Origin of the sequence: Desulfitispora alkaliphila, from assembly GCF_050433185.1 — a bacterium.
Taxonomy (GTDB): domain Bacteria; phylum Bacillota; class Desulfitisporia; order Desulfitisporales; family Desulfitisporaceae; genus Desulfitispora; species Desulfitispora alkaliphila.
The window spans coordinates 77130-92709 of sequence record NZ_JBNPXS010000007.1; the positions used below are offsets into that span (position 1 = coordinate 77130).

Below are 15580 nucleotides of genomic sequence, written 5' to 3' on the forward strand. Positions count from 1 at the left end.
TTTTACTATAGATTGTGCAAAAACTCACTATCACAAAACAAGGAGGGGTCTTAATGAACAGATCTTATTTACAAACACTGGAGCGACAAAGAGGTTTCCTTTTAAGTCAATACGCTAGAGCAGATCAAGAGGAAAAGGTAAAATTATTAGTTAGAATTATGGATATAGATGATCACTTGGAGATGACTCAGGTTAAGAAGGAAAAAGAACAAAAACGAATTGCATTCTAGGCTTAACAACCAACCTCCATATAAAAAAAGTTGCTGGATTGATGCCCCAGCAACTTTTTTTATATTTACATTACATTTCCATCTATTAAATATTCCACAGCTAAAACCCTTTATCCACAGAATTTAGCCGATTTATCCACACTATCCACAGGCACTTGTCCACTATTTGTTGATAAGTAGCTCTTTTCTTATGGAAATCCACTGTTCCTGAGGAATTACACACAGTTTGCGCTCTTCATATTCAAAATCAATTACTCTTACTACCACCTTTTGTAATTTGGATACGTCTATCCTTCTGGTTAACTGATAGTGAGTATATAGATTAGTGGGAGTGATTGCAAAGTCGGTGCTTATGTGGTCCCTGAAAGCCACAAATAGTTCGGGCAGCTGAACAAAAAAAACTTGAGGACTTTTAAAGCTACTGAGCATCTCCCCTAGGATTTGATCATCATAGGGCGTGCTCAAGGAGAAAAGCTCCTCTATGTCTATCTCTTCTTGGTTAACCACAATCGGTCCGATTATAGAGCCCACTTTACTTAAAATCTGTTGATCTACTACCACGTGATAATCAATATCTGTAGCCAGCCTGTGTCCTAGAATCTCTACGATACTTTCTACACCTTCGCTGGCATAAACATCTGCAAAGGTTTCTAAGCTTCTGTTAGTTTTTGCCAATGATGTCACTGGAAAGAAATATGCTCTAGATGCGTACCCTCCTCCCTGCTCTACTGAGTAGACTGATATCATTTCCAACTGATCTTGATCTACACCTAGAAACAATATGTTTAAGTTATCCTGTTTTGCCCCGCTGTTGCTATTTGCTTCTATTACTGTGACAGGTATAGCCATAAATAATAAGAATAAAAATACAAAGATTAGTGTTTTAGCACGCATATTTACCTCCTGATACTTTTTTTTAGTATTGGAGTTCTAAAGTCTTTTTATTCTTATCCAAATTATGGTATAATTACCAAGATCAATTAATCTTTTGAGGAGGATACCAGTAAGATGAATGAAAGTAAGTTTCTTTATACCTTTAACATCTTTTTTGTATTTGTGGCAATAGCAGTAGCAATTACCCAAGTTCCCAAGGATGACACCCCCACAGTACCTATTCTAATGTATCATTACTTTGCTCCAGGCGAAGCTAGTAGTGTCATTGTAGATCCAGATGTATTTAGAGAGCAACTTAAGTATTTACTTGCTGAGGGTTACGAAACCATAACCGATGAGGAATTACTGCTGTTTTTACAAGGAGAGCTGGAAATAGAAAAGCCTCTTCTCATTACTATTGACGATGGCTACACCAACAATTATGAATATGCTTATCCCATTCTGAAAGATTTAGGCGTGACAGCTACTATCTACACTATCACTAGCTATCGCGGCCAAACCCCTGGCTATAATGCGCACTTTGACTGGGATCAAGCTCGGGAGATGTATCAATCAGGACACGTAGAGCTTCAAAGCCATACTCATGATTTGCACTACGCGGTAGATGACACGCCTGCTTTAGTTGCTAGGCTAGAAGGTGAGAGTGAAGAAGACTATAGAAGGCGAATACGAGCGGATCTAAAAAAGTCAAAGCTACTCCTGGAAGAAGAAGTAGGTACTCAAGTGATAACTATCTCGTATCCTTACGGGACATACAACGATACAGTTGTAGAGGTATCCAAGGAGCTGGGCTATGAGCTGGGACTGACAGTGCGCCCCGGAGTAAACCGCCCAGGTGATAACCCCTTTGCTTTAAAGCGCATCAACGTGCCCGGCCACTACAGCGGCGAGGATATTGTGCGGGAGATTAATCGATATTAAATAGCCAAAAGAGAACACACGGGGACGGTTCCCGTGTGTTCTCTTCAAACCTCCTGGTGTTTCTTAATCGTATATTTGAATACCATCCTTCTCTATATTTTCTTTTAACTTTTCATTAACCAGTTCATCTACAACAATAAGGTTTATCTTATAAATGCCAGCAGCATCATCTAATTCATGCAAAAGTCCTGTTATGGGTTTGCCATTTGTGTAAACTGCAATGTCAATGTCAGAGTTATACTGGTAGTCTCCCCTTGCTCTTGATCCAAAAATCACAGCTTTTTTTATTGCTTTATACCTATTAAATGTTGATACAATTTGTTCAATTTTTTTATCTTCTAAGCCAAACTTCATTATTTAAACTCCTTGTCCATGGACTTTTTTAGTTCCGATAATATAGGATAGTATTTATTCTTCACTTTTTCATAAATTCTTCGCGCCTCAGCTTCATCATAAGTATGGGATGTGCGATTTCTGTCTTCTATCATATCAATCCAAACATCGCCATCTCTTAACAAGCCAACAGCAAAGGCCTCTTTAAAAGCTCCTCTAGGTGTTTTTACATCTGCTATACCACTATAGGCTAAATACGCTTTAATTAGTTTCCAAGAAAGCTCATAAGTAAATTCAAATCTTTGTATCACCGCATCTAATACAATACTGTCTGATACATCCCTAGCTAATGCTTCATGCAGCCTGCTTAATGCATTTGAGTAATTTACCAACTTCCCCTCTAGTTTTTCTATACCCAAAGCATCCCACCCCTTTCTTTATTACACATATTCCCATTTTATCACAGATTAAAAAGAAGGACAAGAAACCAGGTGATTACTCACCTGGTCTCCTTCAATTGCTTGTATATTAGATCTGCTAGGCCGATTCCTTTGCCCTCTGCCATAAGTGTGCTGTATTCCTGATCCAGCATATCCTGATATATTTCTTCAGCAAAGCTGGTGGGCATTAAGTCGCTCTTGGGTACTGTGCTGCGCATCTGCTTGAGCATGTGATGGAGAAAGTAGCTCTCAAATTGCTGAGCGGCAGCCTTAAGTTCTTTGGAATCCTGCTTCTCCGCTGCTTTTTCCAGTGCCTTGGCAAAGCTATCCGCTTGGCTCTTGTCACTAGCTGCATTAGCTGTTCCTGTGCTCTTTCCCGGAAGGGATTGCATCATATGTGTCATATCAACCTTCATCGGAAATCACTCCTGTTTAGCGCTTCAGGTTGTTTGCCATTTGCAGCATTTCGTCGCTGGTATGGATTGCCTTTGAATTGAGCTCGTAAGCCCTTTGCGCTGTAATCATATCCACCATTTCTCCCACAATCTCCACGTTGGATCCTTCAATAAAGCCCTGAAGTATTGTCCCCATTCCAAACTCTCCAGGAACCCCTTCCTCTGGGAAGCCTGCCGCCTCAGTAGCTCGGTACAGGTTCTGCCCCATCTTCTCTAATCCCGCTGGATTTACAAATCTAGTCATTCCTAGTTGACCAATTTCCTCGTGCTCATCCTCTCCCGCAAAGCGAGCGCTGATCAACCCCTCTTGGGTAATAGATAAATCAGAAATAGTCTCTTCTCCAATGTAAATTGGCTGAAATCCTTCGTCTAGAACGAAGTAACCATCACTAGTTACTAAGTTACCTTCGGCGTCAATTTTAAATGAGCCGTCTCTTGTGTAGGCTAAAGACAGGTCAGGTAGCTCTACTGCAAAGAAACCCTCTCCGTTGATTGCCAGGTCCAGGTCATTATTAGTCTCCTGAGGAGAACCCTGAGCAAAGTCAACTGTAGTGGCAGAGGACCTAACCCCGTGACCCACTTGAATTCCTGTGGGAATTACGCCCCCATCCTGGGTAAGAGCTCCTGGCTCTCGCATTGTTCTATAGAGTAGATCCTGAAACTCCACTCTGCTCTTTTTGTAACCTGTAGTATTCACATTAGCCAAGTTGTTGGAAATGTTATCGATGTTCAGCTGTTGCCCGCGCATACCTGAGCCAGCTGAATGAAGTGCACGCATCATGTTGTGTTATGCCCCCTTTTACCCTTATACTCGCCCTAAATCGTTTACAGCCTTGTCCAGGGTCTCATCATGGGCCTGAACTGCCTTTTGGTTAGCTTCGTAGTTTCTGATACCTTTAATCATATTCACCATTTCTGAAACTGGATCCACATTAGATCCCTCTAGAAAGCCCCACTTTACAGATGGCTCATCTACTAGCTCTACCTGCTCTGGATTCTGATGAAGAAAGTGAGTATTCCCCGCTTTTTCCACATCGTCGGGGTTAAAGTTTACAATTCTAAGCCTGTCCACCACTACTCCATCAACAGCCACTTCACCTGCCCCACCTATGGTAACATCGGCTCCATCTACGAATATCTCTCCGTTCTCCCCAATCACTGGATGACCTTGCCCATTAACTAGACGACCCTCACCATCTACCTGAAAGCGACCCTGTCGCGTATAACGCTCCCCTTCTATAGCTAGCTCCGGGTCCACGTTAACAGTAAAGTAACCTGGACCAGTTAGAGCTGCATCTAGCCTTCTCCCTGTCTCCTTTAAAACACCGGGAGTATTATGAGTGGTTACTACTTCCTCTAGCAGTACCCCCGTGCTGATAGTTCCCACCCGAGGTGGCAGCATACTGGGATTGTTGCGCTTGTCTCCCGCATCCTCCATTCTATACAGGAGCACTTCGGGGAAGCTTTGCTTTATTCCTATGTCCTTGCGAAAACCGTCTGTGTCTGCGTTAGCCAGGTTGTTGGCATTTATGTCGTGCATCTTCCCCTGCACCTTCATTCCATGCCCTGATGTATATAGTCCTCGTATCAAGTGGATTTAACCCCCCTTACATGATTTTTTTAGGTGTAATCTGATTTGCCTGTAGCACATTTATCATACTAAGGGCTTTACCTGTACCAATAGCCACACTGGAGATAGCTTCGTCTGAAATGTGTACTGGCAGCTCTGTCTCTTGGGCCAAAAGCGTGTTCAATCCATTTAACAGGGCACCCCCACCTGTCATAATCATACCCTTGTCCACTATATCTGAAGCAAGCTCAGGCGGAGTCTTTTCTAGTACCTCTTTTACAGCACCTACAATTGCCTCCACAGGTTCTGATAAGGCACCAAATATCTCCTGAGAGCTTATAGTAAGAGTCTTTGGCAAACCAGTTACCAAGTCCCTTCCTCTAACATCCATGGTTGTTTCCTTTCGATCACCTCGAGGATAAGCTGTCCCCACCTGGATCTTAATCTCCTCAGCTGTCCTCTCGCCAATCATCAGGTTGTACTCTCTCCTGATAAAGCGGACAATGGCATCATCAAACTTATCTCCCCCCACGCGCAGGGATTTGCATGTTACTATACCGCCTAAGGAAAGTACCGCAACGTCAGTTGTGCCACCGCCAATATCAATAACCATATTGCCGCTGGCCTCAGATATCTCCAATCCTGCCCCTAGTGCTGCTGCTAAAGGTTCTTCAATTAAGTATGCACTCTTAGCACCAGCCTGTACTGCAGCTTGTTTTACAGCTCTTTCTTCTACACTAGTTACACCTGAGGGTATACAAACCATAACTCGTGGTTTAAAAATCCAACGGCGTCCGCTAACCTTCTCAATAAAGTAGCGAATCATCTTTTCTGTAACATCGTAATCTGCAATAACTCCTTCTTTCATCGGGCGAATAGCCACAATGTTGCCTGGAGTTCGTCCTAACATCCTTCTGGCTTCCTCACCTACAGCAATCACCCTATTAGTGTCTTTGTTAAGTGCCACTACTGATGGCTCGTTTAAAACTATACCCTTGCCTTTAACATATACAAGTACACTGGCTGTCCCTAAGTCGATCCCTATGTCCATACCTAACCCAAACATAATTCAGCTCCCCAAATGCTAGATTTTTTAGCCCTTTTTTACCAATAGAGGCCACAGATTTATAGTTCTCCATATTTAGTTATTATCCTTCTACTATATACCACATTTCTCCTTATATTTTTTTCGGGTGGCTTCTCCTCCTCGGATGTGCCTCTCCGACTTATTTTTGTCTAAAATATTCTTAACTTGATCACTTAACTCTTCATTTATCAAAGGCAGTCTTTCAGTCAAGTCCTTGTGGACAGTACTCTTGCTTACACCAAAGATCTTCGCAGCCTGACGCACAGTAGCATCTGTCTCTAAAATATGGTAGGCGATTTCTAAAACTCGCTTCCTAATATATTCTTGCATTGACGAGCCTCCTCAACAATTTTACTGAATGTATATGAGAAGGCAGTAAAAAAAAGACGCCTTATAGGCGCCTTTTTTTTATTTTCTTTCTTCCAAATTTAGTTATTTATTCAGTTCTTCGTCAATTACTTCCACCGGATCTACACCGTTACTGTTATGCCTAATTTCAAAATACACATTAGTGTCTAGGGCCCAACTAGCTTGTCCCCTTTCACCTACTGTACCCAGCACAGCACTGGCTTCTACCTTCTGGTCCATCTCAACATTAACTTCTCCCAGATTACCGTAGAAGCTAGTTACACCTGAACCGTGGTCAATCAGCACACTTTTCTGATATAGTAGATCTTCACTTACCTTTACCACCTTGCCTCCAGCAGCAGCCTTTACCGGAGTCCCCTTGGATACTCCCAGGTGCACACCTCGGTTAAAGCGGTAGTCGTCATAAGTTGCTGAATAGCCAAAGCCATACTGAGACAAATGCTTTTCACTGTTTACAGGCCAATTTAGCTCTATGGCAGGCCATTCTTCCTCTTGCTCCACAGGGGTCGCTTCAACTGAGCCTTCCTCTACCACTTCTTGCTCTTCATCAGGGGTTACTTCTACATTCTCCTCATCACCAATTTTGTTGTTTACTCCCTCACTAAATAAATCCTGGGGTAGCATTTCCACCTTATCGGGACGCATTACCTCCGAGGCCACGTCCTTCTCAGCAACACCATCCACTTCTAGGTTATTACTTTGGGCCCAGATTATTGGTACTGTTACTAGGAATACTATTAGAACTGTGGCAAAGTAGTACCAATGCTTCCTCCAGGTCTTGGGAATTTTAGTCATAAGGTCGCGTAGCTTTTCTCTCATCATTAATCACCTCATGACTATTCTGCCCAATTATTACCAAAAGTATGCTGTTATGTTTTTATAAATTTAGCCCATGAGGTATAGATTGCCGGCACTATTACCAAGGTCAGCACCGTGGAAAAAATCAATCCCGCTATTATAGCTGTAGCTAAAGGCTGAAACAGGGGATTAGGGGTAAAGAGCAATGGTAGTAGCCCGGCAATGGAGGTCATAGAGGTTAGTAAAATCGGTCTGAAGCGCTTTTTCCCCGCCTCTAGGACCGCTTCCTCTAGCTCCATCCCCGCTTCTCTGCTCTGCTTGATGAACTCAATTAATACTATCCCGTTTCGCACCACAATTCCCGCCAAGCTCATGGCTCCTAGCATGGACATAAATCCCAGGCTGGTCTGAGTCAAGAACAGCCCTAATACCGAACCGGCCACAGCTAAGTAGATGGTAGTCATTATAATTAAGGGGATTACCAGTGAGTAAAACTGCATGGTTATTACCATTAGTACCAGAAATACTACCGCTATGAAAATCTTGCCCATCTCTAAGAACACATCAGTTCTAGCCTCCATCTCTCCCGCTATGGCCACAGTATACTGGGGATTCTCCGCTACAATTCGCTCTAGGCCCGCTTCCGCCGCCGCTAAAATCTCATCAGCACTTTTGGCTCCGGGGTAAGCCCTCACTGTAACCACCCGCTCACCGTTTCTGTGCGGTATTTGCTGCAGGCTAAAATCAGTTGCAGGGGATACTAGGGCCGAAAGAGGCACCTCTCCCTTTAGCTTGATTTGACTTAATAGGTCTACTTGGTTTGCATTTCCACCTTGGTAGTTTAACCTGAGTTCTAACAAGTCTTGACCCGTATAAAAATCTCCTAGTTCCAAGCCATCTCCCAGCAGGCGCAACTCCTGACTTATATCTCTACTGGTCACATTCCACTGACTCATGGCCTGGCGATTAGGCTGGAAGTACAAAGTAGGCAACTGGCGCCCCAGGTCATCAGAAATACTAGCTGCCCCTTGCGTCTTAGACAGCTCCATTTGGATCTGCCGAGAAAGCTCAACTAGTTGCTCTATTTCAGGTCCGCTTACTCTAATGGCTACTGGTGCACCTACAGGGGGCCCAGACTCAATCTGGGTTGCTGTAACCATAAAGTGGGGAAATAGTTCAGGGAGCTTTTCGTTCCAGAAATCCACCTTTTCCCTAGTAGATGTAACCTCTTTATCTATAAATATCAGTAGGTTTGCATTGTGGGAGCCCCCAGCAGCGGCTATGTTCATGCCAAAAAGCCTGGGGATGTTAGTGCCCACAAAGGAAGACACCTGAACCACACCTTGATCCTGGTTTAACCAGTCCTTCACCTGTTCTGCTCTTTCCTTAGTCTCTTCCAGAGACGTGCCTACGGGAAGGGCTAACTCCACAAAGACCTCCTCCCGGTCTGTATCCGGGAAAAACTCCAAGGGGATTAAGGGGATTAGTAGGTAGGCGCAGGTTCCCAGAGTCAATCCCACCAGGGCATAGCGCTTGGGGTGAGCAATAACCTTCCCCAGCACCTGCTCTCCGTACCAGTTAGCCAGCCTATCCAGAGTGGCTCCCATCCAACCAGCGGATTTTCTAGTTCCCGCTCTACTCCTTTCCCCAACACTCCTAAAGATGGGTATTAGAGTAAAGGCCACTAAAGTAGAAGCCAAAATTGTACTAATCACTATGGCAGGGAGAGGTCTGATAAACCCTCCTGATGCTCCAGACAAAAATAGCATGGGGAAAAAGGTAAATGTAGCTGCCAATGTAGATGTGATTACCGAGATGGCAACCTGACCAGTTCCCTGAATGGCCGCATCCTTCACTGCTACTCCCTGCTGGAGATGACGCTCAATGTTCTCGTTTACCACGATAGCATCGTCCACTAGAATTCCCAACACTACAATAAAGGCGATTAGGGATATCTGATTCATGTCCACTCCCACATAGGGGAGAACTATAATACCGATGCTTATGGAAATGGGGATGGTCAGGGCCACGCTCATCGCTGTGGGCAGGGTCAATCCCGCCGAGCACACTATAAGCACTGAAATCAGGGCCGCTATAAAGGCCTTAATAAGCTGAGAGAAGAGCTCTTGCACAGGCTCAGCCTGGGTGTAAACCTGTATTAGTGATATTCCCCCTGGCAACTGTTCCTGCAAGCTTTCTATTTCCCTGTCAATTGACCGCTGCAGACTGGGAACATCAGAGCCGCCTTCCATAAACAAGGTCATGGTCAAGGCCTTTTTGTCACCGTAGCTAATATATGAGCTGGGAGTTGCAAAACCTGCTATCACCTGGGCCACATCACCTAGCACTAGCTGTCCCTGCTGAGTCTCCATGGGTAGACTTATGAGCTCTGCTGGGTCATCAAAGGTATCTAAAACTAATCGATATTTCCGCTCCTCCAGTTGCCACTCCCCTGGAGGAATGCTACTCACTTCTCCTTCTAGTGTTTGTACTACTTGCTGCCAAGTAACTCCCAGAGCATTCATCTTGACCACCTGCAGATCTATCTGCACCTGAGACTCTGGCAATCCCTCTAGCTCTACTCGAGCTACTCCAGGTACTTGCCCTAATCGCTTTTCCCACTGCTCTAGCATGGGCTCTAGCTGATAAAGCTCCTGCCGCTCTGCTCCTACCAGGTGGTAAAAGGCTACTCCTTGCATACTCAGTTCATCGTTTAAGGTCGGTGTGCCTACATCCTGGGGAAAGGAGCTCTCTACATTTCCTAGGCGCTGACGCACAAGATTCCAGCTTCTCTCTGGATCTGCTTTATCATTCAGCTCTAATGTGAGCCGAGACACTCCATAACTGGATACAGAGGTTACGGTTTCAATAGCTGTAATCCCGTTTAACTCATCTTCAATCTTGTTAGTTACAAACTGCTCTACCTGCTGGGCCGTGGCACCTGGGTAAACCGTGGTGATGGTAGCCACAGGGGGATCAATCTCCGGCACCTCCCGCTTGGGTAGCTGTAGCATGGTTAGAATGCCAACCCCTATCAGCATAATAAAAAGCATTATTACTATCTTTTTCTTTTCTATTACCCAGTTCAGCATCTCATTCACCAACCCGATACAGCAGGTCTCCGGGTTGTAGTCGCTCCATCCCTGCAACTACAACTTCAGTTCCCTGCCCTAATCCCATTACCTGGATATTGTTACCCAAGGGCAGCCCCAGTTCCACTCTTTTGCGCACAGCTAACCCCTCTTCATCAGCGTATACATAGGGTCCTTGGGAGTCTCTCAGCACTGCTTCAACAGGTATAAATATGCCTTTAACCTCTCCACCTCGGACAATTGCTTCCGCATATTCTCCCAAGAGCCACTTGGGCTGACTGTCCACCTCTAGGCTCACCTGCACCGAGTTTCTGCCTCCAGTATGATTGCGCGAAATGTGGACTACCCGAGCCTCCACCTCTTGGTCTCCCCTTGTGATAAAAGCCCCTGTCCGCTGCTCCCACAAGTCTAGGTGCTCTAAGGGCACTTCCACCTCTGCTGATATGGATTCCCCCCCAGCTATAACCAGAGCCTGTTGCCCCTGGCTTACCTGCTGCCCAGGACGGGCTGCCTTTTCCATTACCACTCCCGCAGCCGGGGCAGTAAGTTGATGTCGTTCCAAGTTAAGCTGGGCTTCTTTCACGTCGATCTGAGCACTTCGTACAGCAATGCGCTGATTCTCTATTTGACTCTCCCCTGGACCCATCTTTATGAGCTCTACCTGCTCTTTGGCTTTTATCAGTTCCTTCTGGGTGCTGTTAAGGCGGTTTTCCACCATTTCTAACTCCACAGGAGCAACTGCCCCTTCCTGGGCTAGCTGTACTGTGCGCTCATATTCTGCCTGCAGCTCGTCCACTGTGATTGTCAGTGTTTCCACCCTAGCCTGGGCTTGACTGAGGTTTATCTTCTGGCTGGGCTCTAGCTCTTGTAGCTGCTTCAGTCTATTCTGAGCCTGCTCTAGCCCCGCCATGGCACGCTCTAGGCGAAGCCCTTGATCTCTTTGGTCTAGATTGATTAGGAGCTGTCCACTCTCAACTAGCTCTCCCTCTCGCACATGAACCTGGTCTATCTTCCCCGCCACCTGAAAGGTGACTTCTATTTCTCGCCCTGGCTCAAGCTGAACGCCATAGCGCTTTTCTTGAGTTAATACTTCTTCTTGTGCTGTTTCTATTGTCACAGGCTTACCCTGGTTCTCTGGGAGCTGGCCCTCACCACTGCTGCAGCCCCCAGTTAGTATGAGTAGTATAGTAATCATAAGCATAATAGCATTTTTTACTGGCACCCCAATCACCTCTCAGGTTTTAGGAAAATCATACCACAAAATCCAGCATGGTAAAATATAATAAATGCTATTTATTGATCTTTGCTAAGCTAACTCCCTTGTAGTAGTACTTGAGAATTTGATCGTAGGTGCGTCCATCTACTGCTTGGCCGTTAGCCCCATACTGGCAGAGACCTACTCCGTGGCCAAATCCTTGGGTGTGAAAGATTATACCATTAGCATTAATATCATAGCGTATGTTAGTAGAGTTTAATCCTAAAAGTCTGCGCAGCTCTGTTGCTTCAAAGCTCTTGCCACCTAAACTGATTTGATCCACTCGACCTGTATCTGTCCTGGCCAAAACCTGGGCCACCTGATTGCTACTTCCATTTAGGGATGAGGCAGGTAAAGTATTCAGATTAGTGCCCAACACTCTATCCAGTTCTGACCAGTTAAAGGAAAAGCTTTCTTGGTATCTAGGTGAATCTTCTCCCCAAACACAATCGATACTGCGCAGATAGGGTTCATGGCTCTCCCACACATTTTCCGAATTCTCGGTTTTACCCCCACAGGTTGAGTGGTACAGTGGGTTAATCAAGTCTCCTCCATGGGTAATCACTATCCCCGCTGTTTCTTGAACTGCTCTACTTATCTTGCTTTTGTAGTGGGCATAGGAGGCGATCCCCCATCTGGTCTGCAGTTCATCGTCACTATAGTAGGCCTGACATGTATCGGGATTGTCGCTGAGATGAGCCCCATTAAAACGCTGATCTCGTTCCTGCATTCGCCGTAGTGTATAGGTTCTTGCAGCTACCGCCTGGGCCTTTAGAGCTTCTACCTCAAACTTGGCCGGCATTTCCGCCGCAACCACACCAACTAGATACTCCTCCAAAGGTATATTCACCGTTTCACCAATTTCAGTCCGATACAGCTTTATATTTGGTCCTTCATAGGCTTTCAATTCTCCAATCTCCTCCTTTTTCTCCTCTTGTCCACCTTGAGATAAAGTTACAACCAAGGCCGGAATAAACACTATTACTGAGATAGCTAGGATAAAAAGGGCACTCATTATTGCTACAGTTCTTCTCAATATTTCCACCTCACTCACATAGGCTTACAATACTATTAACCTATTCGCTGAGGTACAGAAATATGTGAGGAAAGTTTGCTGTTTAAAATAAAAAAGCAAGTCCTTTATTTAGGACCCGCATTTTTTTATTCACTTACACGCTGAATATCAGCGCCTATATTCTTGAATTTGTTCACGATATCGTCATAGCCTCTATCTATGTGGTGTAGTCCACCCACTTCTGTTACGTCATCTGTGGCCAAAGCAGCTATAATCAAGGCTGCCCCTGCTCGCAAATCAGTTGCCTTAACCGGAGCTCCTGTAAGGGAATTTGTCCCCTCGATGACTGCGCTCCTGCCTTCAATCTTTATTCTAGCACCCATGCGCTTGAGCTCATCTACGTGCATAAAGCGATTTTCAAAGACGCTCTCTGTAATCACACTAGTACTATTGCCCACTGTCATCAGGGCCATCATTTGGGCCTGCATATCCGTGGGGAATCCTGGATATGGCATGGTCTTAATATCTACCGAAGTGATCTCTTTGGGTCCAATAACTCGTACACCGTTTCCCTCTTCGGTAATTTCCACTCCTGCCTCTTTAAGCTTGGCAATTACTGGCTTAAGGTGATCTGAGATTACGTTTTCTACCAGAACATTACCCCCAGTGGCTGCTGCAGCTACCATAAAGCTTCCTGCTTCAATTCTATCAGGGATCACTCCGTGAGTAGCTCCCTGTAGCGCCTTAACACCTTCTATTCGAATCACCTTAGTTCCTGCACCCTTGACTATCGCACCCATATTGTTTAGGTAGTTAGCTAAGTCCACAATCTCCGGTTCTTCTGCTGCATTCTCAATAGTTGTCAATCCTTCAGCTAGTACTGCTGCCATCATAATATTCTCTGTAGCTCCCACACTGGGGAAATCCAGATATATTTTACTTCCCTTTAGCTTCTTGTCAACCCTGGCTTCTATAAAGCCGTGACCCATGTAGATTTCTGCTCCCATGGCTTCAAAGCCCTTTAAGTGCAAATCAATAGGCCTGCTGCCAATTGCACAGCCACCAGGTAAGGACATTTTTGCCCTGCCGTGGCGAGCCAATAAAGGTCCCATTAGTAGAAATGACGCTCTCATTTTGCGAACGTACTCGTATGGAGCCTCATAGCTGTCAACATTGTTAGCATCTATTTCTAGCTTTCCAGGGGCTCTATCTACTTTTGCCCCTAGCTCAGTTAACAACTGGCTTAAAGTCTGCACATCTGACAAGTTTGGTATCTCTAATAAAGTAGATTTACCTTCTGCTAATAGGGAGGCGGCAATAATAGGAAGTACTGCATTTTTTGCACCGCTAACTGTTACAGTCCCATGTAGGGGACTTCCTCCTCTGACTATTATTCTATCCAAGATTATATTCCTCCCGCGAATGGTAATTTGCTAATATTGTACACTTTTATCACAAAGTCTCTATTCTATTTTTTTGTCAAATATCCTGCACTATTTTTAAATTTATCTGTTGAAAAATATTACAGGTGTTTTAGTAGCCTCTAGTAATCAGAGGATAGCCTACATAAATGTTAGTCCGACTTCCATCAGAGTGATCTCTAGCTGCAATCTGTAAATTGATTTCAGAAACACCAGTTTCCACTGTTTCAGCAATTTGAGGGGTATAACCACTATAGCTCACTAAAAATTCTTGAGCTAGTCCCTCTGTCTTTTCTCCATTCACCTGGGCAAACATTTCTGCTACCAGGGCTTCCTTTTCCTCACCGGAAAGGGAAGCCTTTAATGTACCCTGATAGCATATATTAAATTGGGGGAAAATATCAAAGTTATTAAATACTTCTTTCAAACGGTATTCAGAGGCTACTACGCCTTCAGCTCCCTCTAAGGAATCTGTCTCCGCTGTTACTACTAGCCTTGTTTCTCCAATCTGGTGGCTTTTTAGCACGATTGTGTAGTCCCACTCAGCTTGACTCCCAGTTAGCTCTACTAACTCAAGGTCGTTGCGACTGCTACTATACTGTTTCCAGGAATCTACGGGTTCCAGTACTTCTGTGTTTATTATTTTTTGAGCCAGTTTTACCAGCTCCTGAACGCTTAAATACTCATCAGTTATATTACCGTCAGCCTCTACACTGACTAAATCTAACTGAGCTTCGCTTCCGTTAAATACTTGTTCTACCACCTGTCCTGTTGATTTCTGCTCGATTACGGTGGCTGTAACTGGCTGGTATAGCATCCCTGCAGTAAGCGCCAATAATGCTGCTAGTAGCATGGCTTTTTTCATGACAAATCCTCCTAATGAGAAATATGTAAATCTGTCTACTAGCTTTTCCATTATTTGCAGTTGCTATACTGCCTAGAACTTAAAAAAAACTCCTAACCTAAGGAGTTTTCGTTATTCTATAAAACTGATTATAATATCTGCCACTTCTTCCATAATGTCTTCTGGCGCTTCCTCATAAAAGGTACCTTTTCTAGCATGTATATCTAAAGCTTTAACCTGCTCACACATAATTACACCGGTAGTTTTAGTTCTATCATCCAGCTTCACATGGAGAGGAAATTCTCTGTTTGTATTTGTAATTGGGCATACCATAGCTAATCGGGTAAATTTATTATAAGTTAAATTGCTTATTACTAATGCAGGTCTTTTTCCCCTTTGTTCATGTCCTGCTTGTGGGTCAAATTCCAAATAAATAATATCCCCTTGATTCGGTATATAGTTCATTAGAACACCTCTTTGCCCCGAGGCTTACCTGTATCCCACTCATGGCAACTATATTCTCCATGGTACTCAGCTATGCGCTCTTCTAGTGTTTTGCGTTTTTTTACAGGGATAATTATTAGATTGCCATCTTCTACTTTAAGCTGTACCTTATCATTTTCATTAAGTTCTGCTATTTCAAGCAACGCCTTTGGGATTCTAATCCCTTGACTGTTTCCCCATTTTTGAATTGTAGTAAACATACCCATCACCTCAGTTCCAGTATATACATCGTATCTACAAAAGTCAAGCGCATATACATCGAGTAGGAGGTAGATAATTATTTTATCTACCGTCCTCTCACACCACCAAGCATACCGTTCGGTACTTGGCGGTTCATTAAGTTAATTGCATT

At 44.3% G+C, this 15580-nt stretch carries 18 protein-coding genes; 2 read left to right on the top strand and 16 right to left on the bottom strand.

Going from position 1 to position 15580, the window contains the following annotated elements; genetic code table 11:
• Positions 1-53: 53 nt before the first annotated feature.
• Complete coding sequence (locus GGQ84_RS04355) at positions 54-230, top strand: hypothetical protein (protein WP_429159656.1); 177 nt, start codon at positions 54-56, stop codon at positions 228-230.
• Positions 231-392: 162 nt separating this feature from the next.
• Here the strand turns inward: GGQ84_RS04355 and GGQ84_RS04360 are convergent, their stop codons facing one another.
• Complete coding sequence (locus GGQ84_RS04360; RefSeq protein WP_429159658.1) at positions 393-1124, bottom strand: hypothetical protein; 732 nt, start codon at positions 1122-1124, stop codon at positions 393-395.
• A 114-nt stretch (positions 1125-1238) separates the two neighbouring features.
• Between GGQ84_RS04360 and GGQ84_RS04365 the strand changes: the two genes are divergently transcribed.
• Positions 1239-2045 (top strand): polysaccharide deacetylase family protein, encoded by an 807-nt coding sequence (locus tag GGQ84_RS04365; RefSeq protein WP_429159661.1) that lies wholly within the window; start codon positions 1239-1241, stop codon positions 2043-2045.
• 63 nt (positions 2046-2108) lie between these two features.
• On the opposite strand, the gene GGQ84_RS04370 is transcribed toward GGQ84_RS04365, so the two are convergent.
• From GGQ84_RS04370 to GGQ84_RS04440, 15 genes are all read right to left on the bottom strand, one after another.
• Positions 2109-2399, bottom strand: coding sequence for a nucleotidyltransferase family protein (locus GGQ84_RS04370; RefSeq protein WP_429159663.1), 291 nt, complete (start codon positions 2397-2399; stop codon positions 2109-2111).
• Complete coding sequence (locus tag GGQ84_RS04375; RefSeq protein ID WP_429159666.1) at positions 2399-2797, bottom strand: nucleotidyltransferase substrate binding protein; 399 nt, start codon at positions 2795-2797, stop codon at positions 2399-2401. Before GGQ84_RS04375 ends, GGQ84_RS04370 begins: the two co-directional genes overlap by 1 nt.
• Positions 2798-2877: 80 nt before the next feature.
• Positions 2878-3234: a rod-binding protein gene (locus tag GGQ84_RS04380; protein WP_429159668.1), complete on the bottom strand. Its 357-nt coding sequence runs from the start codon at positions 3232-3234 to the stop codon at positions 2878-2880.
• A 16-nt stretch (positions 3235-3250) separates the two neighbouring features.
• Positions 3251-4054, bottom strand: a complete 804-nt coding sequence (gene flgG, locus GGQ84_RS04385) for a flagellar basal-body rod protein FlgG (RefSeq protein ID WP_429159671.1) — start codon at positions 4052-4054, stop codon at positions 3251-3253.
• Between the two features lie 24 nt (positions 4055-4078).
• Positions 4079-4864: a flagellar hook-basal body protein gene (locus tag GGQ84_RS04390; RefSeq protein WP_429159673.1), complete on the bottom strand. Its 786-nt coding sequence runs from the start codon at positions 4862-4864 to the stop codon at positions 4079-4081.
• A gap of 16 nt (positions 4865-4880) precedes the next feature.
• Positions 4881-5909 (bottom strand): rod shape-determining protein, encoded by a 1029-nt coding sequence (gene mreB, locus GGQ84_RS04395; RefSeq protein ID WP_429159674.1) that lies wholly within the window; start codon positions 5907-5909, stop codon positions 4881-4883.
• A 93-nt stretch (positions 5910-6002) separates the two neighbouring features.
• Positions 6003-6260 (bottom strand): sporulation transcriptional regulator SpoIIID, encoded by a 258-nt coding sequence (spoIIID, locus tag GGQ84_RS04400; protein ID WP_429159676.1) that lies wholly within the window; start codon positions 6258-6260, stop codon positions 6003-6005.
• Positions 6261-6362: 102 nt separating this feature from the next.
• Positions 6363-7121 (bottom strand): peptidoglycan DD-metalloendopeptidase family protein, encoded by a 759-nt coding sequence (locus GGQ84_RS04405; protein ID WP_429159678.1) that lies wholly within the window; start codon positions 7119-7121, stop codon positions 6363-6365.
• 47 nt (positions 7122-7168) lie between these two features.
• Positions 7169-10246: an efflux RND transporter permease subunit gene (locus tag GGQ84_RS04410; protein ID WP_429159680.1), complete on the bottom strand. Its 3078-nt coding sequence runs from the start codon at positions 10244-10246 to the stop codon at positions 7169-7171.
• A complete protein-coding gene (locus GGQ84_RS04415) occupies positions 10191-11411 on the bottom strand; it encodes an efflux RND transporter periplasmic adaptor subunit (protein WP_429159682.1) in 1221 nt (406 codons plus the stop codon). The genes GGQ84_RS04410 and GGQ84_RS04415 overlap by 56 nt, the downstream gene beginning before the upstream one ends.
• A 67-nt stretch (positions 11412-11478) precedes the next feature.
• Positions 11479-12480, bottom strand: a complete 1002-nt coding sequence (gene spoIID / locus GGQ84_RS04420; protein WP_429159684.1) for a stage II sporulation protein D — start codon at positions 12478-12480, stop codon at positions 11479-11481.
• A gap of 125 nt (positions 12481-12605) precedes the next feature.
• The gene (murA, locus tag GGQ84_RS04425) at positions 12606-13862 is read right to left on the bottom strand and encodes a UDP-N-acetylglucosamine 1-carboxyvinyltransferase (protein WP_429159686.1); all 1257 of its coding nucleotides are present in this window, start codon (positions 13860-13862) and stop codon (positions 12606-12608) included.
• Positions 13863-13992: 130 nt separating this feature from the next.
• Positions 13993-14745, bottom strand: a complete 753-nt coding sequence (locus tag GGQ84_RS04430; protein WP_429159688.1) for a YwmB family TATA-box binding protein — start codon at positions 14743-14745, stop codon at positions 13993-13995.
• 111 nt (positions 14746-14856) lie between these two features.
• Entirely contained in the window at positions 14857-15189 is a 333-nt protein-coding gene (locus tag GGQ84_RS04435) for a type II toxin-antitoxin system PemK/MazF family toxin (RefSeq protein ID WP_429159691.1), read from the bottom strand.
• The gene (locus GGQ84_RS04440) at positions 15189-15428 is read right to left on the bottom strand and encodes an AbrB/MazE/SpoVT family DNA-binding domain-containing protein (protein WP_429159694.1); all 240 of its coding nucleotides are present in this window, start codon (positions 15426-15428) and stop codon (positions 15189-15191) included. The genes GGQ84_RS04435 and GGQ84_RS04440 overlap by 1 nt, the downstream gene beginning before the upstream one ends.
• Between the last annotated feature and the right edge of the window lie 152 nt (positions 15429-15580).